This is a genomic window from Myxosarcina sp. GI1 (genome assembly GCF_000756305.1).
Taxonomy (GTDB): Bacteria; Cyanobacteriota; Cyanobacteriia; order Cyanobacteriales; family Xenococcaceae; genus Myxosarcina.
This window is the reverse complement of sequence record NZ_JRFE01000013.1, coordinates 36,572-58,152: the sequence shown is the minus strand read 5'-3', so window position 1 is coordinate 58,152 and position 21,581 is coordinate 36,572. Positions and strand designations below refer to the sequence as shown.

Genomic DNA, 21,581 nt, shown 5'->3' with positions numbered 1-21,581 from the left:
GGTTTTAATGAGTTTAACTGAAAAGTATTTATCTCAGCAATCTAGTGATATTTTGGCAGGTTTGCGAAATGCAGATAAATTTTGGAAGGCGATAAAAGAAGGTAAAATCGAGCCAGATCGAGTAGTTGCAAAGAATCAAGAAAAGCTAGATAAATACGATACAGATGTTGTTATTTGTGGTGGAACTTTAGGAATACTTTTAGGTGCGTCATTACAACAAACGGGCTGGCAGGTAACATTAATTGAAAAAGGTGTTTTGGAGGGAAGAGAACAGGAATGGAATATTTCGCGTCAAGAATTAGAAGTATTTCTCGAACTAAAATTATTAACTAAAGCCGAACTAGATAGAGCGATCGCCACTGAATACAATCCTGCCAGAGTTAGCTTTTTAGGTGGTAAAGAAGTTTGGGTTAAAGATGTTTTAAATATTGGTGTCGATCCAGTTTATTTATTAGAGATTCTCAAACAAAAATTTATTAAAGCTGGCGGTAATTTACTAGAAAATAGTGCTTTTGAAACAGCTACAGTTCATCCCGATGGTGTAGCAATAGTCGCAGGTGAAACCAAACTAACAACACGTTTGTTAATCGACGCGATGGGGCATTTTTCACCAATCGTAAAACAATTTAGAAACGGCATCAAACCCGATGCGGTGTGTGTAGTTGTGGGTAGTTGTGCCAAAGGCTATACAGAAAACAGTACGGGAGATTTGATTTATTCCTTTACGCCCATTATTAATAACTGTCAGTATTTCTGGGAAGCTTTTCCCGCCAGGGATGGCAGAACCACCTATATGTTTAGTTATTTAGATGCTCATTTTCAACGTCCCAGCTTAGAATACTTTATGGAAGAGTATTTAAGACTTTTGCCAGAGTATCAAAATATCGAGCTAGAACAGCTACAGTTCGAGCGATTTTTATTTGGTTTTTTTCCTGCCTATCATAACAGTCCCCTGACTATACCATGCGATCGCTTGTTGCCCATTGGCGATAGTGCTGGAGGACAGTCGCCCGTCAGTTTTGGTGGTTTTGGAGCGATGATACGACACCTCAAGCGACTGACTGATGGCGTTAGTGAAGCTTTACGTACCGATAGTTTGTCCAGCAAAGATTTGGCTTTACTGCAACCATATCAACCTAATATCTCTGTTACCTGGCTGTTTCAGCAAACTATGAGTGTCGGAGTAAATAAAAATCCCGATCCCAACCAAATAAATAATTTAATGAGCGGCGTTTTTGCCGTTATGGATAAGTTGGGAGATGGCGTTCTCAAACCTTTTTTACAAGATGTGATTCAGTTTGTGCCGCTAGCAAAAACCTTACCTTTAGTAAATCCTAAGTTAGTGTTGCCGATAATACCGCAAGTCGGCATCAATCCTTTAGTAAACTGGCTCGTTCATTATTTCAATCTTGCTTTGTATAGCGGTTTGTATCCCCTGGGCAAATCTCTAAAACCAATAGCAGACAATCTATCTACCAAACAACAGTATTTTTATCATCGCTGGTTGGATGCTTGGCAATACGGTTCTGGCAAAGATTACCATCAATAGAGTTTTTCAACAAATTATATTTTTAATCCGAAAACAATAGTAGAAAGTAGTAAATAGCAAGTAGAACTACAAACACAAATTTCAAGTGTGTTTTAATGTATTTGGGTAATATTATAGATAGAAATCGACGATATCATTTCTTTTGAGTCTGAAAGCTATTCCAGACATAAACTTGCTGCATCATCGGTAAGTTCTTGTAATTCCAGATTGCTTTGATATATTTCTTGATAGAGTTCCGTAGATTCGAGCAATATTTCTTTTCTCAATTTTTCATGTAATTTTCTTACCGCATCGTCAACAATAGCAGATTTACTACTATAACCATAGTCTCGAAATTTATTTACAAAATCTAGGTTGTTATCGTTTAAGCTAACTTTTATCTGAGGCATTTTTGTACCTTCCAAAACTGTACTAAAATCATACTCAAATTAATAGGCTGGTTTTAGCCTATCGGAAACAAGCTACAGCCTAAGTATTTAAAATGAAAGAATTTATCAAAGCCTTAATCGATCCCAAACTGTCACCCACAGCTTTTCGGGTGGCTTTGGTAGTCGGTTCGACTTTGTTTGTAATTAATCACGGAACGGCATTGTTTCGAGGTAAAATGACCCGTCAGCGGTGGTTATCGGGAGCAATTACTTACTTAGTTCCCTATTGCGTTAATATTCACGGTCAATATATCAATCGTTCTCGTCACCAGCACGATAAGCCCTAAGGGCATCTGCTTTGCAATCGCACCAAAAAAATTTAACGTCTATCTTCGATAATATAAACATCAGGACGACTATAACCCGCTCGATTGGGTTTGTGGATCGAGACAGAAAGATTAGAGGGGCGAAATTTTTGTGCTATTAAGAGGCGGTAAGCATCCACACAAGCCATATCTATGCCAGCTACCAGAGAAGACATACCCAACGTTACCGCCAAAGTTTCACACGCTTCAATTAATTGCTCGAATGCTGGGGCAGATTTAGCCGCTCCCAATTTAAGATAATAGTTTCCTTTAGCAGCTTCTGACCCCGCTCCATAATGACAAATAGCCAAACCGATTAAATCTGTATCATCCCAAACAAATAAAGTGTCTCCTAAAGAACGTTGACTTACGAGAAGAATTTCAGAACGCCAATCCAATCTTTGATAAATTTCGTCTGTTAATTGATAGGCAGCATTTAAACTTACTGTTTGTTGGTTGGGGTCGAGTTGAGAATAGCGCTTGGCTTTGAGGGTAGTCGAGCGAATACCAGAGATAGCTTTAGTACATAAAGCAATTAAAAATCGAGGTTCGGCACCGAATTTTCCGTAAAAATGGATATGTTTGGGACTGTTGGCATGAGTACAGAATATAATCTGCTCGCTTCTCCACTCATCAAACTTCGACCATGAGGCACTTATCAACTGTGAACCAATACCCCGATCCCAATAGTCGGGGTGGGTGACAATTGGACCAAATCCGCCACAACTCCCCCAATTAGCCACCATACTAAATCCAATAAGTTCTTTATCGTCTCTAGCTGCAAAGACAGATGAAGGATCTCGATACCAACGAGAAGTATATTCTGCCCCATTGCCAAAATCCATAGGATTTGCAAGTCCTAAAAAAGTACCGAAGGAAAGTCGCAGAAGTTTTTCGGCTTTCGGTAGCTCGTTTTCTTGCAGTAAACTAATCTCAAAATTCATAAATCACCACCATTGAGTGAATTGGCTTTTAGCTCAGTAAAATTCTCGATCGCGATTTCTGTATCTTATATGCACCTGATTTTTATCTGTAGCGACCTAAAAATATAATTACTCCGATCTAAAATAATTGGTCGGGGAAACGCATCTAATTTATTGTTGCTACTTTATAACTAAGTAAATTTTTTGCGCTCCTACCACCGAAAACAGACACAGGCTATGGAAATTATTTTAGGACTTTGTTTGGGAATAACCTTAAGTGCTGCTTGTGGCTTTCGGGTTTTTGTACCTCCTCTGGCAATGAGTTTGGCTGCTATTTATGCTCATTTTCCCCTATCTTCGGGTTTTGCCTGGCTGGGTACACCCGAAGCAGCAATCGCATTAGCTGTGGCAACTTTAATTGAAATTCTGGCTTATTATCTCCCCTTACTCGATAACTTATTAGACACCATTTCGATTCCACTAGCAATAAGCATTGGTACTGTTTTGACCGCAGCCAATCTTACAGATGCCGATCCCGTCTTACAGTGGACACTAGCAGCAATTGCTGGCGGTGGCAGTGCGGGTATTATTCAAAGCGTATTTGGTATTAGTCGTCTAGCCTCTACGGGAATAACGGGGGGACTGAGTAATTTTGTTATCGCTACCATAGAAGCTTTAGGGGCAGCCACTCTATCCATTCTGGGTTTTACCATACCCTGGTTTGCGGCAGCAATTGTTATTGTCATACTCATGCTAGCTGTATTTAAAGCTACTCAATTTTTGCTTTCTCGGTGGCAGAGCGATCGCGGTAACTCTAGTAACGTTTGATATTATGCGTTTTTTTTAGTTGTAAAGAAGTGGGAGAATAAATAATATCTAATATCGAGCTAAATTTTTAAAATGATCGAGGCGATCGCCAAACTAAAATCTCTAGTCGATCCCGACACCGAATTAATCGAATTAAACAATAACCAATTTTGGTCGAAAAAGATCGATCGAGCTATAGTCGATTCTGCTAGCTGTTCTCATTTAGTCTTACCTGCAACCATTACCAAACTTGCCGAGGTTATTAAGCTAGCGCAACAGCAGCAGTGGCGGATTTTAATTTGTGGTAACGGCACTAAATTAGACTGGGGCTATTCGACATCTAAAATCGATTTGGTAGTCAGTACCCAAAAATGCGATCGCCTTATAGAACACGCCGTTGGCGATCTCACCGTTACGGTAGAAGCGGGAATGAAACTAGCCGATTTACAGGCGAAACTAAAAGTTCATCAGCAGTTTTTGGCGATCGATCCCGTTTATCCCCAACAGGCAACCATTGGCGGCATAATTGCCACTGCCGATACGGGCAGTTGGCGACAGCGTTATGGTGGCATTAGAGATATGTTATTGGGAATATCTTTTGTTCGTGCTGATGGCGAGATGGCTAAAGCTGGAGGCAGAGTCGTGAAAAACGTGGCGGGTTACGACTTAATGAAGCTGTTTACAGGTGCTTATGGCACTTTGGGAATTATTACTCAAGCAACTTTTCGGACATATCCTTTACCGCCAGCCTCAAAAACCCTTTTATTACAAGGAAAGGCTGCAAATTTGGCTACAGCTACACAGGCAATTCGCAGTTCTAGCTTGAGTCCTACGGCGATGGATTTAGTTTCGGCAGCGGTAATGACAAAATTAGAGTTAGGTAATGACATGGGTTTATTAGTTCGCTTTCAAACCATAGCCGAAAGCATCGAACAGCAGTCAGAAAAAATTGTAGCGATCGCTAAAGAGAACGAACTAACAGTTAGTTATTTAGACAAGAACGAAATTGATTTATGGCAAAAACTGTCTGAAATCGTGCGAATTCCCCACACAGAAACCGCAATTGTTGCCAAAATAGGAATAGCACCCAATGCGGCTATAGATCTATTGTTAAAACTAGCAGACAACGATCGCCAAAATTTAGCCGTAATTCATACAGGTAGTGGTGTCGGACACGTACAGTTACCAAAAGCAACTACAGCCACAATTCAAATCCTGCGTACTTTCTGCCAGGAACGTGGCGGTTATTTGACCCTATTAAATGCTCCGCAAGCGATCGAACGGCAAATAGATATTTGGGGTTATAGCGGTAATGCCATAAATGTCATGAAAGCGATCGCCAATAAATTCGATCCCAGCCAAATATTAAATCCAGGTCGTTTTGTCGGCAAAATCTGAACAGTCCAAGGCGCGATCGTCTCCTTAGCTATTAAACGTTTGAAATTGACGACTAACCACTAACGACTAACTCTTATCCACACCAACCCTTAGCTATTCGGTAAAGCTAAATTTAAATATGACCACCAACTTCGATGCTAAAAATCCACCTCAACCAGAACTAATTGACACCTGCGTTCATTGTGGTTTCTGTCTGGCTACCTGTCCGAGTTACCGAGTAATTGGCAAAGAAATGGATTCACCTAGAGGCAGAATTTATTTAATGGATGCGATCGAACGCGGTGAGGCGGCTATAGACGATACGACTACTTCCCATTTTGATACTTGCCTGGGCTGTTTGGCTTGTGTTACTGCCTGTCCTTCTGGCGTAGAGTACGGTAAACTGCTTGCCGCTACTCGTCCGCAAATCGAACGCAATCAATCACGCAGTTTGCCAGATAAACTGGTTAGAGGTCTAATCTTTAATTTGTTCCCATATCCCAATCGTTTACGCCCTTTGCTTGCGCCTTTGTGGTTGTATCAAAAATCGGGATTATCTAAATTAATCCGTAAAACCCAAATACTAAAAAAAGTTGCTCCTCGTTTGGCAGCAATGGAGACAATCTTACCGAAAATCACCAATCCTTTTGTACCTAATAGTCTACCAGAGGTGATTCCTGCCCAAGAAAAAACCCGTTGTCGTGTAGGAGTTATTTTGGGTTGCGTTCAAAGACTATTTTTTTCTCCTGTAAACGAAGCGACGGTGAGAGTTTTAACTGCAAATGGTTGTGAAGTTGTTATTCCTAAAAATCAGGGCTGTTGTGCTGCTTTACCCGCCCATCAAGGACAAGAAGCTCAAGCTCAAGCTTTAGCGAGACAAATGATAGATAGCTTTGCTGATACTAATGTCGATGCGATTATTATTAATGCGGCAGGCTGCGGTCATACTTTAAAAGAATACGGGCATATATTAGCAGATGATAAAGAATATCGAGATAAAGCGGTTGAATTTTCTGCCAAAGTAAAAGATGTGCAGGAATTTTTAGCCGAGATTGAGTTAACAGCCCCACTATCTCCCTTAACTTCAGAAGAACTAACTGTAGTTTATCAAGATGCCTGTCATTTGCTACACGGACAAAAAATTAGTCTGCAACCCCGTCAATTATTAAGGCAAATACCCAACCTTAAGTTAAAAGAACCAATTGACGCTAGCTTATGTTGTGGCAGCGCGGGAGTATATAATCTGTTGCAGCCAGCAGTAGCCGATGAATTAGGCAAACAAAAAGCTGCTAATTTAATTAATACTGGTGCTGAATTGATTGCTTCTGCTAATCCAGGCTGTTCTCTGCAAATAAAAAAACAGTTAGCTAGCCAAAAAAGCGATATTTCTTTATTACATCCAATAGAATTATTAGATTATTCGATTCGCGGTGTTAAATTAAATATTTAACTATGTGGTGAAGCTGAGGCGATCGCTTAAAAATTAACTGACCAAAACAATAGCTAACATTACTAGTGCAAAAACTACAATCAAAAAGAAACACAGTTTTTGCACGAAATCAATTTTTCTCGCCAGATTATCCAAACCGTATCTTAAAGAATAATACTGCTGTTCTAAAACTAAATATTTATCATCAATTTTTTTATTAGCTTTAGGCGGATATTTGTTGGTAGTTGGTTGCTCTTGAATTTCTTTTAATAACTTAGATTGTTGAAACAGAATATTTTTTAATTGAGTAATTTCTTGAGAGTTATTTTGAGATGTACCTAGTTTGTACAAATATTTTTCTAACAAGCCAGGACCTAGCTGAAAATAACCTTTATATGCCGAATAAATAGCATTAATTAACTCTTTAGCTGGAGTATTTTTTAATAAATATCCTTTAGCACCAACTTGCAAAGCAGTATTTAAATAAGTGTCATCGTCATGAACGCTAAGAATTAAAACGTTACAATCTACAAATCGCTCTGTAATAATTTTAGTAGTTGTCAGACCATCAAGAACGGGCATTTCTATATCCATCAAAACTATATGAGGTCGATTAATTTCGATGTTTTCTAAAGCAAGTTGCCCGTTTTCTACACAACCTACTAATTCCAAAGTAGGTTCTGTTTCTAAATGGCTTTTAAGGATCTCTTGAACTGTTTTTTGATCTTCAACTATTAAAACTTTAATCATTGGAATAACGACGAGCAATCTCGATCTTTAAGTTATTATTAACCATACAGAGCTTGAATAGTTTTTAAAAATAAAATTTACCTGTCAAAATAGACTATGAAAAAAAGTGGTGTTGGATTTACAAAATCTGATATTATGGTCGATCCCTTGTATCTTATTGTATGTATACGGTAGTATTAAAACTATCTTAGCTTGAAAATAACATGAATTTTGTTTGTGATGATGCTTTTTTGACAATAGCTACGGTCAATAGCCAAGCTTTAGTTGCCTTTTATAGCCAGCTTCTCCAACAGCAACCATCGCCTTATATTCCTCAAGTTTATGCAGAATTCAAGCTCAAAGGATTGCGTCTTGGTATTTTTCAGCCAAAAGTAGAACATCAAACCGAGTTTGTCAACTCAAAACGTGGGAGTATAAGCCTGTGCCTGGAAGTTCCCAACTTAGGAGCGGCGATCGCACATTTGCAAGCAATTGGCTATCCTCCGCCAGGAGAAATTATATTTGCTTCTCATGGTAGAGAGTTGTATGCCTACGATCCTGACGGAAATCGCCTGATTATACATCAGTCTTAGTTATTACCCTAAATAACACAAATCCTCCTAAATTTAGGAGGATTGAATAAAACTCATACTAATTCTTATAGAAAAAAAGCATTCTGACAACTGGTTAAAGCAAATATAACTATAGTTAATATTTGTTGAGATTAATTCCTGCTTCTTTTGCCATAGCACCAACGCCTTTTTTCTCCAAAGTTTTAATTGCTTTGGTAGAAAGACGCAATTTAACCCAACGATTGCCTTCTGTCCACCAAACTTTTTTCCATTGAAGATTTGCTTCCTGTAGTTTTTTGGTACGACGGTGAGAGTGAGACACCGCATAGGCGTTATTTGCTTTTTTACCTGTAAGTTGACATCTACGAGCCACAATTAGCCTCCAGTTTAATAACACAGTCTCTGATTATAGCAATTATCGGTTGTGTGCGGTATACCTCTATATAGCGTAAGGGCAAGGCACTGCCTCGCCCCTGTTGTGCTGCTACTTCTGGGTTAGCTGTGTTAAAACTCGATTGGAACGCTCGACAAAAGACTTCATACCGTCGGCATCAAAGGCTTTTTGTGCCATTAACGCCAAGTCGTAAATATGTTGGCACATGAGGTTGACCATAGGGTTACTGCCATCGCCACTGCCTTGAATAATCGTACCGCGATCTAAATCGAGTAGATTTTGAATTAAAGGATGAGCGGTGTTAATTAACAAGATATGATCTTCGGGGAATGCCATAGATGTTTCCTGCATTAATGCCGTCATTTCCTGCAAGCGACGCATCGCTTCTGGTAATAAAACCATTGCAGGTGGCGTACCCTGCGGATCGTCGGATTTGATCGCTTGAGTCTTGATATTGACTCTGGGTTTATTTATTGCTTTCTCGAACAGTTCTTTAATTAATTCGTTGCGAGTTTTATTGGTTTTGGGATCGACTATTTCTTGTGCCTTGTCGTCTTCAACCAGGGTATTATCTAGTTCGGAATCGACGCGAGAGAATTTAACGTCCGAATATTCTCTTTCTAAGAAAGGAATAAAGTAATTGGCATCGATAAAAGAATCTAAAAACAGAACTTCCAAACCCTGTTTTTTATATAGTTCGACATAGGTGCTTTGAGTATCGGGATTGCTACAGTAAATAACGCGATTTTCCTGCTTCTCTTTATTGCGATCGAGATACTCTTGTAAAGTAGTATAGGGTTCGGTAGCGACATTGTCTTTCTTATCCGAAACATCTTGCCAGGCATCTCCCGATTCGGCTTGAACTTCTACCTTCGGAGTTTCTTCAGCTTTGGCAGCACTATCTGGCTGATAGGTAGTCTGGTAGATAATGAAATCTTCAACTTGTTTTTTGAATTTTTCATTTCTGATCGCGCCATACTTAACAAATGTGCCTACATCCGTCCAACAGCGAATATATTCACTGCGGTCATCGTTGTAAAGAGATTTTAAGCGATCGCCTATTTTTTTAGCAATAAAGTCAGCGATACGGCGAACGGTGCGATCGTTAGTTAAAGCACTACGAGAAACATTTAAAGGAATATCGGGACTATCGATAACACCTCGTAACGGCATCAAAAATTCGGGAATAATTTCTTCGCAGTGGTCGCTAACAAATACCTGATTGCAGAAAAGCTTAATTTGTCCTTTAGATACGTCTACATCTGGCTTGAGTTTGGGGAAGTAAAGAATTCCGTTGAGTAAGAAGGGATAGTCAGTTTTTAAATGCACCCATAACAAAGGATCTTCTTGAAAGGGATAGAGATAGCGATAGAACTCTAAATAATCTTCATCTTTGAGTTCTTGAGGCGATTTTTTCCACAGAGCCTCCTGCTTGTTAATTTGTTCCCCGTCAAGAACGATTTTAACTGGCATAAAGTCACAGTAGGTTTTAACTAACTGTCTGACTCGTTGCGGTTCGGCATATTCTACTTCATCATCTTGCAGGGTTAGAGTAATAGTCGTTCCTACCTTTTTGCGATCGCTCTCTGTTAACTCAAATTCTGGAGAACCATCACAAGACCAGTGTACGGCAGTCGCACCTTCTTTGTAAGAAAGAGTATCGATATCTACTTTTTGCGCCACCATAAATGAGGAATAAAAACCCAAGCCAAAGTGACCGATCAAATCGTTGGAATTTTGTTCGTACTTTTTAATAAAGTCTTCGGCACTAGAGAAAGCTACCTGGTTGATGTATTTTTTTACCTCATCAGCTGTCATTCCAATACCGTTATCGGAGACAGAAATAGTTTTATTCGTCTTGTCTAAAGCGATAGTAATTTTAGGTTCTTCAATTTCTCCTTGAGTTTCTCCTGCTAAAGATGCCATTTTAAGCTTGGAAATAGCATCGACAGAGTTAGAGATCAATTCCCGTAAAAAGATTTCGTGGTCGGTGTAAAGGGACTTTTTAATAATTGGGAAGATATTCTCGGTATGAATCGTGATGTTGCCTTTTTCAAGTACAGCCATAAGTTATTGTCTTTACTAAATTAAAATTACTACGGTTTTAAGATCGATTATGAGCGATGTCACTAATAGCTCATTCGGAGATACCCAGACAACGATGATTCGGATTTCCTCACCCTATTTAAAATAACGAGTAATTGTCTGCGATTGGTTAAAGAATAATATTAGCAAATACAACCAAAACCGAACGTTCAAAATCAAAGCACCAGGTACATTATTCTGGAATTTATAGTCAGTCAAAATATACATAGCAATTTTAGTCGTTGTTTATTCGGTTAAGATTGAGTTATGCCGCTCTATATACATAAAGCGAACTATAGCAAGCTGTTATTAAACTGCAATATATTTTAAAATTACGAATTTTTTAAGTATTTGTATTTCATTTACACCTGTATTTTAAATTTTTATTATGAACCAAACCAAACCATCGCGATCGACTTGGCAACTTTTGCTTTTAATAGTTACTAGTAACGTTTGTGCGACTGTTTTATTAATAATATTTGGTATTTGGAAAACAAGTGATCGCTTTTTAGCGACTCTACAAGGGTTTTTGCAACCGCAACCACTGCAACTGCAAAGCGAAATATCTGGCGCGATCGCCGAAAAAATTAAAAGCGTAGAAGAATTAACAACTACCGTTTATACTATTGAAACAGTTGTGCCTACATCTGCCGATCGCAAAATTGGCAAATTTTCTCTCGCTACTACCAAACTACTGTACATAGCTCGCGGTGAAGTCAAAGCGGGTATAGATTTAAGTAACATTACTGCAAATAATATTAGCGTTAGCGATAACCAAATTACAGTCAACCTACCATCACCTCAAATACTCGACAGCAAGATAGATGTTAATGCTTCTCGCGTTTATGATTACGATCGCGGATTTCTCAATTTAGGTCCCGATGTCGCACCACAACTGCAAACTCTAGCGCAGCGGCAGACTTTAGAATATATAGTTAACAACGCTTGTCATGATGGCATTTTAACTACTGCCAACAAAAAAGCCGAAACTGCGATCGCTCAACTGCTCACAATTACCAACGATAGAGATATTGCCGTAAAAACCACTGCTACTTCTCCTCAATTATGTTTGGAAAGTGTAAAAGCAGAATAACAGATATTTTAGGTTTTATTCGTTGAGACAATGAACGATATTCTTATCTTCAGGTAAATTATTGTATTGTGGCAAGCGATCGCTTATTTGCTTCAAACATAGCTCTATTTCCGAACTATAGTCATTCCAAATAAAAACCATAGGAAAAACGTACTACTTATTGTTCCCTATTCCCTATCTTGGCGAGCGTTCCCTTAAAACGATAACTTAAACCATGAGTAAATCAATTAGAACGACTATATAAACAACTGATATAATTAAAAATTCTGGCTGTCAACTATTTCTGCCCGAATTATAGGAAGTAATTTAATTTAAGCAAAGTATAGGAGAAAAGATGTCCAAACGTATATCTGTAGTTTTAAACCAAAGTGTCAGTAAATTAGGTAACAACGGCGACTTGGTAGAAGTTGCCCCAGGTTATGCACGCAACTATCTTATTCCTCAGAGTTTAGCCGTTTTGGCAACGCCAGGAATTGTCAAACAGGTAGAACAAAGAAGAGAAAAAGAAAGACAAGAAAAGCTAGCCGTCAAGCAAGCCGCAGAAAATAAAAAAACTGCTTTCAAAACTATTGGTCTTTTGACTATTCGCAAACAAGTAGGGGAAGCAGATGCCATTTTTGGTAGCGTTACCGCGCAAGAAATTGCCGATGTCATTCAAGAACAAACTGGTATTGAGGTAGATCGTAGAGGTATTGAAGTTCCCGACATTAGTAAAACTGGAGAATATCAGGCAGAAGTCAAATTACACCCAGAGGTTTCAGCAATGGTAGATTTTCAAGTTATACCTTTGTAATTTTTCCGAACAAAGAGATAAAGCAGCAGGTATTAATAAGATACTTGCTGCTTTTTTTGTTTTAGCGAACAATTTTTTCTAGAATCTCTAACCAGCAAGAGATGTCAAGCTATTATTTGCCTGCAAAGATATACCTAAAAATACATTGGAAAAGTTTATACAAGAATTAAATAGATTTTGGTAGTCCTGTTTGAGACTAAAACCAGAACTAATTTTATAACTGTAAGTTAGCCATACTCTGCAAAAATACCACAAAACTCGTTTTGACTTCAAAATAAAGCTAAAGCTTTGGAAACGCTCGAACCTACACAATAAAAGATCGAACTCTACCCTGCTTAAAACATGAATGAAAAACATCAAAACGCCTATACTTGCTGGTTTGCCGAATTAACCAATCAGGATGTAGAACTAGTAGGAGGTAAAAACGCCTCTTTAGGAGAAATGATTCGTTCTCTTAAAGATGAAAAAGTAAGCGTACCCGATGGATTTGCCACTACTGCCAAAGCTTATCGAGAATTTTTGCAACACAATGACTTGACCGAAGAAATTAAGTCTCAAATTGGCGATTTGGAAGCTGGCAAACAGTCTTTAGAAGAGACGGGAAAAACAATACGTCGTTTATTTTACCAGGCTGAATTTCCCCAGGAAGTCGATCACGCCATTCGCCAGTCATACCAGGAACTAAGTCAAAGATATGATACTGAAGAAGTAGATATTGCTGCTAGAAGTAGCGCGACTGCCGAAGATTTACCAGATGCCAGCTTTGCAGGACAGCAAGAAACCTTTCTCAATGTGACGGGAGAAGCAGAGGTATTAGAAGCTTGTCGCAAGTGCTATGCTTCCTTATTTACCAATCGCGCTATCAGCTACCGCGAAGAAAAAGGATTCGATCATCTTCAGGTCGCCCTTTCAGTGGGTATTCAAAAGATGGTGCGGAGCGATCGCGCCAGTGCGGGAGTGATGTTTTCTATCGATACGGAAACGGGTTTTCCCGATGCGGCAATTATTACCGCTGCCTGGGGTTTGGGTGAAAATGTGGTGCAGGGTACGGTAAACCCCGATCAATATACAGTTTTTAAACCTTTGCTTAAAGAAGGGTTAGAGCCGATTATTGAAAAAACCAAAGGTAGCAAAGAGAAAAAAATGGTCTATGCTACCGAAGGCAGTAAAACTATTAAAAATGTCGATACTTCGGGTAAAGAACGTCAAGCGTTTGTGTTATCCGATAAGGAGATTTTACAACTTGCAAATTGGGCAGTAGCAATTGAATCTCACTACGGCAAGCCAATGGATATGGAATGGGCAAAAGACGGCGATACAAACGAACTCTATATCGTTCAGGCACGTCCCGAAACCGTACAGTCCCAAAAATCTGCCAGTTCCCTCAAGACATACAAGCTAAAAGAACAGGGTGAGGAAATAATCGCAGGTTTGAGTATTGGAGAAGCGATCGCATCGGGTAAAGTGTGTCGGGTTAAAAGTTCGCAAGATATCGAGCGTGTCGAAGACAACAGCATTCTCGTTACCGAAATGACCGATCCCGACTGGGTGCCAATTATGAAGCGCGTAGCGGGAATTGTTACCGACTACGGCGGACGCACCTGTCACGCGGCAATAGTCAGTAGAGAATTGGGCATTCCAGCTATTGTGGGGACGGGAGATGCTACTCGTACCTTAGAAACAGGTACGGAAGTAACTATATCCTGTGCTGAAGGCGATCGCGGCATCGTCTATGAAGGTAAATTAGAGTACGCTACCGAAGAAATTGACCTCGATGACGTTCCCGAAACCAAAACCCAACTAATGATGAACATTGCCAGTCCTGCCGCCGCTTTTCGCTGGTGGCGACTGCCAGCCGAGGGTATCGGTTTGGCAAGAATGGAGTTTGCGATCAATAACATCGTCAAAATTCACCCTCTAGCTTTGATTCATTACGACGAACTAGAAGACAAAGAAGCCTGGCAGCAAATACGAGATCTGACTCAGGGATACGAAGACAAACGAGATTATTTCGTAGATAAACTGGCTCAGGGTATTGGCAAAATAGCCGCCGCTCAATATCCCCATCCCGTTATCGTCCGCATGAGCGACTTTAAAACCAATGAATACGCCAACCTAATCGGCGGACAGCAGTTTGAACCGAAAGAAGAAAACCCGATGCTAGGATTTCGCGGTGCGAGTCGCTACTACAGCGATCGCTATCGAGAGGGATTTGCTCTCGAATGTCGTGCTATTAAGCAGATAAGAGAAAAAATTGGTTTTGACAACGTAATTATTATGATTCCTTTCTGCCGAACTCTAGAAGAAGCAGACAAGGTATTAGAAGTACTGGCAGAAAATGGCTTGAAAAAGGGAGAAAACGGCTTGCAGGTATATGTAATGTGTGAAATTCCCTCTAATGTCGAACTAGCTGCCGAATTTAGCGATCGCTTCGATGGCTTTTCGATTGGCAGTAACGACCTAACACAGTTAGTTTTAGGCGTAGACCGCGATTCTGCCGAACTATCTCACTTATTTAACGAACAAGATCTTGCTGTTAAACGCACGATTCGCCGTCTGATCGATACCGCTCGTCAAAAAGGACGTAAAGTAGGTATCTGCGGACAGGCACCAAGCGACTATCCCGACTTTGCTGCTTTCTTAGTAGAGGCTGGCATCGATACTATCTCCCTCAATCCCGATAGCGTTATTCAAGTCAAGCGGCGCGTTGCTGAAGTAGAAAAAAATATCAATTTGTAACTCGAAGCGTAAGCTGTTCAAAAGTTGTCATTGGTCGATTGAAATAATTTTTTCTTATATCGATTTGGTGACACTAGTATCTGTGAATGTTCTTAATGCGATTTAATGGACACTATTTTTGTGAAGTTTTGGTGTGTCTATTAAATTATAATATTGGAGACACTGCTAGGTGCTATGTCTCGATCTGAGAAAAACAAGATTTATCTAAACAAATTTTTAAAGAAAGACATATTTTAGCTGTACTCCAGTCCTATTCAATAGGTATATTTAGAATAAAATAATTTTCCACTATACCTTATAATATATTTTGTAGCATGCAAAAAGAATATGGAAGAACCGCTTGTAGATTTAGGTAAATATGTAAAATTTGTCGAAGAATATTTGACAAATAAATTTGGTTTAAATCCAGAGTTGATTGAATACGCAAGTAATGCTACTGGAGTTATAAGTGGAATAGCTACTGTTGCTGGTTATTTTGCCGAGCGAAATGAAAATAGAAAAATTATTGGCGAATTAAACCCCGTCCAGTTTGAAAACTGGAGTTTTGGCTCAAAATCAAATAGGCTGATTAAGAGAAGAAAAATAAGATCGATTTGATGTTAAAAGTAGATTACGCTCGTTGGAATCAAAGCAAAGAGTTATTAAGAACAGAGGCATTGGCTGCCAAACATCCTCGAACAAGAGAGAGACTGATGGCATTGTATGAAATTAGTGAAGGGAAAAGTGCTACAAAGGTAGGGGAACAAACCCGAAGAAATCCCCAAACAGTAATGGAATGGGTGCATCGTTATAATCAAGAAGGTCTCAAAGCCGTCGAGTATCAAAGAACGGGAGGAAGAAACCCTTTTTTTCCGAAACGGTGCGAAAAGATTTAGGGAATCAAATCCAGAAAGCTCTTTTAAGGTCAGCATTAGCACCACAAGAAAGAGGGAGGAAATCTCAAGGGTTTCCACGTTGGACGTTAAAAAGATTCGTCCACTGGCTGAAACAGAAGTGGAAGATAAATTGTTGTCGAGAGACAGTCAGAAAAACTCTTAAGCAGATGGGTTTTTCCTGGAAGAAAGCGAAGAAGTTGCTTAATAAAGGCAATACCGCCAAAAGAGCTGAATTTGTCGAACAAATTACTGAATTATTAGAGGATGCACTTCATCAAAAGCGATTAATTATCTATATTGATGAAGCCCATATACATTTAGATACCGATGAAGGTTACGGTTGGTCAATTCGGGGAGAAAGGTTTTGGGTCAGCTCTAGTTCTCCTGGAAGAAAGAAAGTCTCTTTTTATGGTGTTTACCTCTATAATCAGGCGCAAACCAGAATTTTTCCTTATGAGAAAGCAGAGAAAATTAATACCATTGATGTTCTCAAAAAGTTGCGAGTCGAATTTCCCCAGCAACAAATAACTGTGGTTTGGGATGGCGCACCATATCATCGTGCTAAAGTGGTCACCGAGGCAGCATCAGCAATGGACATCCATCTTCTACAATTACCTGGCTATAGCCCAGATTTTATGCCTGTCGAACATCTTTGGCAATGGCTCAGAGAAGACATAACTTATCATGTTTGTTATGACCAACAACAAGAGTTAATTTCTGCTGTTGCTGATTTTCAGCATCTAATTAATACTACTCCACTGTTTTTAAGCGATCGCTTGTGGGTTAAAAAACACCTCGATCCAGAAGAAGAAAAACTACGGTTTTCAAAGTAGATGCGGTTTAAAAAAGATAAAAGAATATCTTCAAGTTATTGACTCTAAAATAAATCAAATTAAAGAACAAAACCAAGAAATTATACAAAAGCTTGATGAACTTCCAAGTAAAATAAAAACCATAGTGAGAGAAGAAGTAGCAATTGCATTACTTCAAGAAAGATATGTCACGTTAGAGACTATTAAATTAAATTATTTTAATCTTCCTGAAGGCGAAATAGATAGATATAGAATACATACTGAGGAATGGAATAGGTTTAGTGAAGCTTTGACGTACTTATTTTTCTACGAGAATAGACTAGGAAAGTTGATAGAGCTAATTAATTGGTGTGAATTTGCCTTAGTCATTACAGAATACCAAGCTTCTAATATGCTTGATAGTTTAGTAAAGAATAAAAATAGTTTGATTTTAGGTCTATTGCAAGAAGTGCAAGATAATTTTTATAATGCACATAACGCTCTTTTCACGATTTTAAATTCACGGTATATAAAATCACATAATTTTTCCAATGAGCTTAAGAATCTAGATGATTTTCAGTACAAATTAGCAGCTTTTCGTCCAGAGAAAGTTATAGGTGTTGGTCTTATTTGTCCTCCTGGTGTACGCGAACCTAATCCTGGAAGCATATCTATACGAATAGTGGGTGAACGAAATTGCTATTATGATGAAACTTTAATTCCCGATCCTGATGCTATATTTTTTAACCGAAGATTGAACAAACTTCCCGAAGAAATCGAAAATCTTAAGGATGATCTTAAAGCAAAGCTAGAATTATATGTAAATGTTCGAGATACTGCTGTGATGTTTGGAGTGTATCGCGATATTTTAAAAGAAGATAAATTAATTTTAAACAGAATTGCATCTTTAGTCTCTCTTAACAATCCCAAATTCATCAAGAGATCGGCGAACGGGTTTTTTATTGGTATTAGCAACGAATCATTTTAGAATCAAGAATTGCTATCTGGAGTTAACATTAAAGGCTCAGTTTTGCTCAATTCTCTATAGTTGTTATTTCGCGTAATTACTCGAATCTCAGGAAACGGGGAATTGCTTTACCTTTTTGCTGTCCAGGTCAGTCCAGGACAGATTGATTCCCCGTTATAGTAATTTCGGGTAATTCGCTTTTTAACTGCCGATAATTCCGTTAATCGAACAATAGACGATCGCACTCAATCTTTACTCATTTAAAACTTAAGCAAACATTAAAGTAAATTGAAGAAGACAACTTATAAGTAAAGCGACACGATTGAATAAAAGCTGATAGCAAAAGGTTTGCGATCGCTAACTAAGTACTTATATTGGAACCCCACCAAAATACACGATTGACAAGAAAAAGAGATCGCTTCTCGAATCGAAATTTGCTAAATTTATGATATTAGTGAATTTCAGTATTTGATTATGGTTCTGCAACAAGATAATTCACAATCGAGTACGGTAAACGGGCAACTACCTCCTCTAGAAAGTGGAGATCGCCTGACTCGTCATGAATTTGAGCGACGCTATTTAGCTGCACCTCACATCAAAAAAGCGGAACTAGTCGAAGGAGTGGTTTACGTGGCATCTCCCCTACGACACGAGCAACACGGTAGACCTCACAGTCGCATAATGACTTGGCTAGGAGTATATCAGGCATTGACCCCTGGCGTTGACTTAAGTGATGCGCCAACTGTCAGGCTCGATCTAGATAATGAACCTCAACCCGATGCTGTATTGCTTATCGAACCAGATGCAGGAGGGCAAACTCGATTAAGTAACGATGGCTACATTGAAGGCGCACCAGAACTTGTAGCCGAAATTGCCGCTAGTAGCGCTGCTTACGATCTATACGATAAGAAAACTGCTTATCGTCGCAATGAAGTGAAAGAATACATTGTTTGGCAAGTTTTAGAGCAAAAGCTGGACTGGTTTATCCTACGAAAAGGTGTGTATGAATCACTAGTGGCTGATGATAGTGGAATTATACGCAGTGAAGTATTTCCAGGCTTATGGTTGGCGGTTTCAGCATTGCTAGCAGAGGATATGAAACAGGTGCTAGAGGTACTGCAACAGGGTTTAGATTCTTCCGAACACGCAGCATTTGTGAAACAGTTACAGCAACCAAATTAACTTTACCCGATCGCACAGACGAAATTTTTGCTACTCCAGTTAGTTGTCATCAGGTTTATTAGCGACCGCGATCGATCTCTACTCGTTTAAATCTTAAGCCAATTAATTATCTATATCGACAAAAACTACAGCAACAGAATTTTACAAAAGTTGTGTTAAAACGCCTTTCGAGTCGCTATTTATGTAAGATCGTAATTAGCTTCCCTATTTCTTCCCTAGTTAGCTTGATGATAGTTAGGCAAGAAGCAAATTAGAAAGGCGATCGCATCATGCGAATATTAGTAGTAGATGATGATGAAATTTTGGTAGATGTACTCAGTCAGTCCCTTACCGCGCAACGCCATGTGGTAGAAGTGGCAGAAGATGGTCTGATGGGTTGGGAGTACGTTCAAAGTGGGGAATACGAATTAGTTTTGCTGGATGTAGACCTACCAGAATTAGACGGGGTGAGTTTGTGCGAAAAGATGCGATCGCAGGGTTATACTACCCCGATTCTCTTAATGACCGCTATGGATGCCACTCAAGAACGCATTCGAGGTTTGGATGCTGGTGCAGATGACTATCTTACTAAACCTTTAGATTTAGGAGAACTAAATGCTAGAGTTCGGGCTTTATCTCGTCGTGGCGATGTAACTCCTACTGCGGTTTTAGACATTAACGGTTTGAGACTAGATCCTGGTAGTTGTCAGGTTAGTTATCAAGAACAGCAAATCAAACTAACTGCCAAAGAATATAGCCTGCTGGAATTATTTTTACGCAACCCCGCACGGGTATTTAGTCGCTCGCAAATTTTAGACAAAATTTGGACATTTGACGATCCCCCTTTAGAAGAAAGCGTCAAAGCACATATTAAAGGACTACGAAAAAAACTCAAAGAAGCAGGAGTAGTAAACTGGATCGAAAATGTCTATGGTATTGGCTATCGTCTAAATCCTCAAAATTCTCAAGCTTTAGAAACCCCCAAAATCGGCAGTGTAGCCAATACCCAATCGAGTTCCATTGAGTCAGAATTCCAGCAGCAGATGGAACAGATGTGGCTGCAATATCAAGGCAAAATGGCAGCCAGAATGAAAGTCTTGCAAACTGCCGTAGCCCAGATCGAAGAAAATAACTTAGCAACTAGTTTGCACCAAGAGGCCGAACGCGCCGCCCACAAACTAGCAGGAGTTTTGGGGATGTTCTCCAGAAATACGGGAACGGCAATTGCTCGCGAAATAGAAACTTTATTAGAAACCAATTCCATTCTAGATCGAGCGCAACAGGCTAAGTTTATTTCGTTGGTAACGGATCTAGACAGTCTTTTAGCTTTAAATGAAACTATAGAATCTGATTCCGATACCACCAAACCAACATTACTGCTAATTTCTAACGGTACTAAATTGACTGATGAGTTACAGCAGTTAAGCCAACCGTCAGGAATGATTTGGCATCGGGTAGCTAAGCTCGATGCTGCTAAGAAGTGGCTGCAAACTAACTCACCATATTTGGTGGCGATCGATACCGAAACAGTCGATCTTCAGTCAGAATTATCTTTAATTAAAGAATTAACTAATCGGACACCTAAAGTTCCGACACTTATTATATCAGCTACAGAGCGATTGAGCGATCGCCTTAAAGTAGTCCGCGCAGGTGCTAGTAGCTTTTTGGTCAAACCCGTCACCGCCGATCTCGTCTGGCAAACTACCGATCGGTTATTAAAACAAGAGCAATCTATAATTTCCACGATTTTAGTAGTCGATGACGATTCTATTTTTCTCGAAACCTTGCGCTCGCTCTTACAGCCTTGGGGGATGAGAATAATTACTTTAGAAACTCCCTGCCGCTTTTGGGAAGTATTGGCAGTTACTCAGCCCGATTTGTTAATTTTAGATGTAGAAATGCCCGATATCAGCGGTATCGAACTCTGTCAGACTCTACGTAGCGATCCCCAGTGGCAAGAATTACCGACTCTATTTCTTACTGCCCATCAAGATGCCGAAACGATACGACAGGTATTTGAAGTGGGAGGAGACGACTATATTGCCAAACCCGTTGTCGGCGCGGAGTTAATCGCGCGAATTAATAACCGTCTCGATCGCAGTCGCTTGTTACACGTTCTAGCAACCCAAGATCGCATTACAGGACTTGATAATCGCTTTCAAGGCAGCCGCAAATTGGAATCTAGTTTACAGCAGGCAAAACACGAGCGGCAGAATTTTAGTCTAGCAGTATTGAAAATACTAGAACTACAGCAAATTAATCTCACCTACGGTTATACTATTGGCGATCGCATTTTAGCCCAATGGGGAAAAATAATTCACGCAGCTTTTCGCGGTGATGAAATTGCCAGCTATTGGGGTAATGGCGATTTTGCGATCGGTATGCCTAATCTGAGCAAAGCTCAAGCAGAGGAACATTTAGCAGAAGTCTTAACTGTATTGAGAAAGCAAATTTTTACTTCGCTAGAAGGCAATCGCTTTCAAGTTGTTTGTAAGGCTGCTGTTGCCGAATATCCCAACGATGGACAAACTCTAGATACTTTGTATCGAGCTTGTTTTTGAAGA

21 protein-coding genes are annotated in these 21,581 nt (G+C 39.5%); 15 read left to right on the top strand and 6 right to left on the bottom strand.

Annotation, left to right across the window (positions count from 1 at the left end; translation table 11 throughout):
* Nucleotides 1-7 precede the first annotated feature (7 nt).
* Nucleotides 8-1,549 carry an NAD(P)/FAD-dependent oxidoreductase gene (locus KV40_RS06805; protein WP_036479254.1) on the top strand — a complete coding sequence of 514 codons (1,542 nt, stop codon included), beginning with the start codon at nucleotides 8-10 and terminating at the stop codon, nucleotides 1,547-1,549.
* 155 nt (nucleotides 1,550-1,704) lie between these two features.
* Here the strand turns inward: KV40_RS06805 and KV40_RS06800 are convergent, their stop codons facing one another.
* Nucleotides 1,705-1,938 carry a hypothetical protein gene (locus KV40_RS06800; RefSeq protein WP_036479252.1) on the bottom strand — a complete coding sequence of 78 codons (234 nt, stop codon included), beginning with the start codon at nucleotides 1,936-1,938 and terminating at the stop codon, nucleotides 1,705-1,707.
* A gap of 92 nt (nucleotides 1,939-2,030) precedes the next feature.
* Here KV40_RS06800 and nrtS point away from each other — a divergent pair, with 92 nt between their 5' ends.
* A complete protein-coding gene (nrtS, locus tag KV40_RS06795; RefSeq protein ID WP_036479250.1) occupies nucleotides 2,031-2,264 on the top strand; it encodes a nitrate/nitrite transporter NrtS in 234 nt (77 codons plus the stop codon).
* A gap of 32 nt (nucleotides 2,265-2,296) precedes the next feature.
* Here nrtS and KV40_RS06790 read toward each other — a convergent pair whose 3' ends face one another.
* Nucleotides 2,297-3,226, bottom strand: coding sequence for a GNAT family N-acetyltransferase (locus KV40_RS06790; protein ID WP_036479247.1), 930 nt, complete (start codon nucleotides 3,224-3,226; stop codon nucleotides 2,297-2,299).
* A gap of 216 nt (nucleotides 3,227-3,442) precedes the next feature.
* Here KV40_RS06790 and KV40_RS06785 point away from each other — a divergent pair, with 216 nt between their 5' ends.
* The 3 genes from KV40_RS06785 to KV40_RS06775 all read left to right on the top strand — a co-directional run bounded on the left by KV40_RS06785 (nucleotide 3,443) and on the right by KV40_RS06775 (nucleotide 6,839).
* Entirely contained in the window at nucleotides 3,443-4,033 is a 591-nt protein-coding gene (locus KV40_RS06785) for a DUF4126 domain-containing protein (RefSeq protein ID WP_036479245.1), read from the top strand.
* Nucleotides 4,034-4,105: 72 nt separating this feature from the next.
* Nucleotides 4,106-5,410 (top strand): FAD-binding oxidoreductase, encoded by a 1,305-nt coding sequence (locus KV40_RS06780; protein WP_036479243.1) that lies wholly within the window; start codon nucleotides 4,106-4,108, stop codon nucleotides 5,408-5,410.
* A gap of 118 nt (nucleotides 5,411-5,528) precedes the next feature.
* Complete coding sequence (locus KV40_RS06775) at nucleotides 5,529-6,839, top strand: (Fe-S)-binding protein (protein WP_036479240.1); 1,311 nt, start codon at nucleotides 5,529-5,531, stop codon at nucleotides 6,837-6,839.
* A gap of 33 nt (nucleotides 6,840-6,872) precedes the next feature.
* Here KV40_RS06775 and KV40_RS06770 read toward each other — a convergent pair whose 3' ends face one another.
* A complete protein-coding gene (locus KV40_RS06770; RefSeq protein WP_036479236.1) occupies nucleotides 6,873-7,568 on the bottom strand; it encodes a response regulator transcription factor in 696 nt (231 codons plus the stop codon).
* Nucleotides 7,569-7,771: 203 nt separating this feature from the next.
* Here KV40_RS06770 and KV40_RS06765 point away from each other — a divergent pair, with 203 nt between their 5' ends.
* On the top strand, nucleotides 7,772-8,140 hold the full coding sequence (locus KV40_RS06765) for a glyoxalase/bleomycin resistance/dioxygenase family protein (RefSeq protein WP_036479235.1): 369 nt from the start codon (nucleotides 7,772-7,774) through the stop codon (nucleotides 8,138-8,140).
* Between the two features lie 115 nt (nucleotides 8,141-8,255).
* Here KV40_RS06765 and rpmB read toward each other — a convergent pair whose 3' ends face one another.
* Nucleotides 8,256-8,492 carry a 50S ribosomal protein L28 gene (rpmB, locus tag KV40_RS06760; protein ID WP_036479338.1) on the bottom strand — a complete coding sequence of 79 codons (237 nt, stop codon included), beginning with the start codon at nucleotides 8,490-8,492 and terminating at the stop codon, nucleotides 8,256-8,258.
* 111 nt (nucleotides 8,493-8,603) lie between these two features.
* The gene (gene htpG, locus KV40_RS06755) at nucleotides 8,604-10,580 is read right to left on the bottom strand and encodes a molecular chaperone HtpG (RefSeq protein ID WP_036479232.1); all 1,977 of its coding nucleotides are present in this window, start codon (nucleotides 10,578-10,580) and stop codon (nucleotides 8,604-8,606) included.
* Between the two features lie 406 nt (nucleotides 10,581-10,986).
* On the opposite strand from htpG, the gene KV40_RS06750 reads away from it, so the two are divergent.
* Complete coding sequence (locus KV40_RS06750) at nucleotides 10,987-11,691, top strand: DUF4230 domain-containing protein (RefSeq protein ID WP_036479231.1); 705 nt, start codon at nucleotides 10,987-10,989, stop codon at nucleotides 11,689-11,691.
* 15 nt (nucleotides 11,692-11,706) lie between these two features.
* Here KV40_RS06750 and KV40_RS36920 read toward each other — a convergent pair whose 3' ends face one another.
* Nucleotides 11,707-11,832 carry a hypothetical protein gene (locus KV40_RS36920; protein WP_256381110.1) on the bottom strand — a complete coding sequence of 42 codons (126 nt, stop codon included), beginning with the start codon at nucleotides 11,830-11,832 and terminating at the stop codon, nucleotides 11,707-11,709.
* A gap of 193 nt (nucleotides 11,833-12,025) precedes the next feature.
* Here KV40_RS36920 and rplI point away from each other — a divergent pair, with 193 nt between their 5' ends.
* The 8 genes from rplI (at nucleotide 12,026) to KV40_RS06710 (ending at nucleotide 21,578) form a co-directional block, all read left to right on the top strand.
* Nucleotides 12,026-12,484 carry a 50S ribosomal protein L9 gene (gene rplI / locus KV40_RS06745; RefSeq protein WP_036479228.1) on the top strand — a complete coding sequence of 153 codons (459 nt, stop codon included), beginning with the start codon at nucleotides 12,026-12,028 and terminating at the stop codon, nucleotides 12,482-12,484.
* A 342-nt stretch (nucleotides 12,485-12,826) separates the two neighbouring features.
* Complete coding sequence (gene ppsA, locus KV40_RS06740; protein ID WP_036479227.1) at nucleotides 12,827-15,223, top strand: phosphoenolpyruvate synthase; 2,397 nt, start codon at nucleotides 12,827-12,829, stop codon at nucleotides 15,221-15,223.
* Between the two features lie 327 nt (nucleotides 15,224-15,550).
* Nucleotides 15,551-15,820 carry a hypothetical protein gene (locus KV40_RS06735; RefSeq protein WP_036479225.1) on the top strand — a complete coding sequence of 90 codons (270 nt, stop codon included), beginning with the start codon at nucleotides 15,551-15,553 and terminating at the stop codon, nucleotides 15,818-15,820.
* A complete protein-coding gene (locus KV40_RS06730; protein WP_036476788.1) occupies nucleotides 15,820-16,098 on the top strand; it encodes a helix-turn-helix domain-containing protein in 279 nt (92 codons plus the stop codon). The genes KV40_RS06735 and KV40_RS06730 overlap by 1 nt, the downstream gene beginning before the upstream one ends.
* Nucleotides 16,083-16,931 (top strand): IS630 family transposase, encoded by an 849-nt coding sequence (locus KV40_RS06725; RefSeq protein WP_072013741.1) that lies wholly within the window; start codon nucleotides 16,083-16,085, stop codon nucleotides 16,929-16,931. Before KV40_RS06730 ends, KV40_RS06725 begins: the two co-directional genes overlap by 16 nt.
* 124 nt (nucleotides 16,932-17,055) lie before the next feature.
* The gene (locus KV40_RS06720) at nucleotides 17,056-17,877 is read left to right on the top strand and encodes a hypothetical protein (RefSeq protein WP_036479224.1); all 822 of its coding nucleotides are present in this window, start codon (nucleotides 17,056-17,058) and stop codon (nucleotides 17,875-17,877) included.
* A gap of 453 nt (nucleotides 17,878-18,330) precedes the next feature.
* Nucleotides 18,331-19,038, top strand: a complete 708-nt coding sequence (locus KV40_RS06715; RefSeq protein ID WP_036479221.1) for a Uma2 family endonuclease — start codon at nucleotides 18,331-18,333, stop codon at nucleotides 19,036-19,038.
* A 269-nt stretch (nucleotides 19,039-19,307) separates the two neighbouring features.
* On the top strand, nucleotides 19,308-21,578 hold the full coding sequence (locus tag KV40_RS06710; protein ID WP_036479219.1) for a response regulator: 2,271 nt from the start codon (nucleotides 19,308-19,310) through the stop codon (nucleotides 21,576-21,578).
* Nucleotides 21,579-21,581 lie beyond the last annotated feature (3 nt).

What these genes read in the sequence shown, in the direction of transcription:
- KV40_RS06715 (WP_036479221.1), top strand. Translation starts at nt 18,331, where the DNA reads ATGGTTCTGCAACAAGATAATTCACAATCGAGTACGGTAAACGGGCAA.
- KV40_RS36920 (WP_256381110.1), bottom strand. Translation starts at nt 11,832, where the DNA reads ATGGTTTTTATTTGGAATGACTATAGTTCGGAAATAGAGCTATGTTTG.
- KV40_RS06790 (WP_036479247.1), bottom strand. Translation starts at nt 3,226, where the DNA reads ATGAATTTTGAGATTAGTTTACTGCAAGAAAACGAGCTACCGAAAGCC.
- htpG (WP_036479232.1), bottom strand. Translation starts at nt 10,580, where the DNA reads ATGGCTGTACTTGAAAAAGGCAACATCACGATTCATACCGAGAATATC.
- KV40_RS06710 (WP_036479219.1), top strand. Translation starts at nt 19,308, where the DNA reads ATGCGAATATTAGTAGTAGATGATGATGAAATTTTGGTAGATGTACTC.
- KV40_RS06765 (WP_036479235.1), top strand. Translation starts at nt 7,772, where the DNA reads ATGAATTTTGTTTGTGATGATGCTTTTTTGACAATAGCTACGGTCAAT.
- nrtS (WP_036479250.1), top strand. Translation starts at nt 2,031, where the DNA reads ATGAAAGAATTTATCAAAGCCTTAATCGATCCCAAACTGTCACCCACA.
- KV40_RS06780 (WP_036479243.1), top strand. Translation starts at nt 4,106, where the DNA reads ATGATCGAGGCGATCGCCAAACTAAAATCTCTAGTCGATCCCGACACC.
- KV40_RS06735 (WP_036479225.1), top strand. Translation starts at nt 15,551, where the DNA reads ATGGAAGAACCGCTTGTAGATTTAGGTAAATATGTAAAATTTGTCGAA.
- KV40_RS06770 (WP_036479236.1), bottom strand. Translation starts at nt 7,568, where the DNA reads ATGATTAAAGTTTTAATAGTTGAAGATCAAAAAACAGTTCAAGAGATC.
- ppsA (WP_036479227.1), top strand. Translation starts at nt 12,827, where the DNA reads ATGAATGAAAAACATCAAAACGCCTATACTTGCTGGTTTGCCGAATTA.
- KV40_RS06775 (WP_036479240.1), top strand. Translation starts at nt 5,529, where the DNA reads ATGACCACCAACTTCGATGCTAAAAATCCACCTCAACCAGAACTAATT.
- KV40_RS06730 (WP_036476788.1), top strand. Translation starts at nt 15,820, where the DNA reads ATGTTAAAAGTAGATTACGCTCGTTGGAATCAAAGCAAAGAGTTATTA.
- KV40_RS06805 (WP_036479254.1), top strand. Translation starts at nt 8, where the DNA reads ATGAGTTTAACTGAAAAGTATTTATCTCAGCAATCTAGTGATATTTTG.
- rplI (WP_036479228.1), top strand. Translation starts at nt 12,026, where the DNA reads ATGTCCAAACGTATATCTGTAGTTTTAAACCAAAGTGTCAGTAAATTA.
- KV40_RS06750 (WP_036479231.1), top strand. Translation starts at nt 10,987, where the DNA reads ATGAACCAAACCAAACCATCGCGATCGACTTGGCAACTTTTGCTTTTA.
- KV40_RS06785 (WP_036479245.1), top strand. Translation starts at nt 3,443, where the DNA reads ATGGAAATTATTTTAGGACTTTGTTTGGGAATAACCTTAAGTGCTGCT.
- KV40_RS06800 (WP_036479252.1), bottom strand. Translation starts at nt 1,938, where the DNA reads ATGCCTCAGATAAAAGTTAGCTTAAACGATAACAACCTAGATTTTGTA.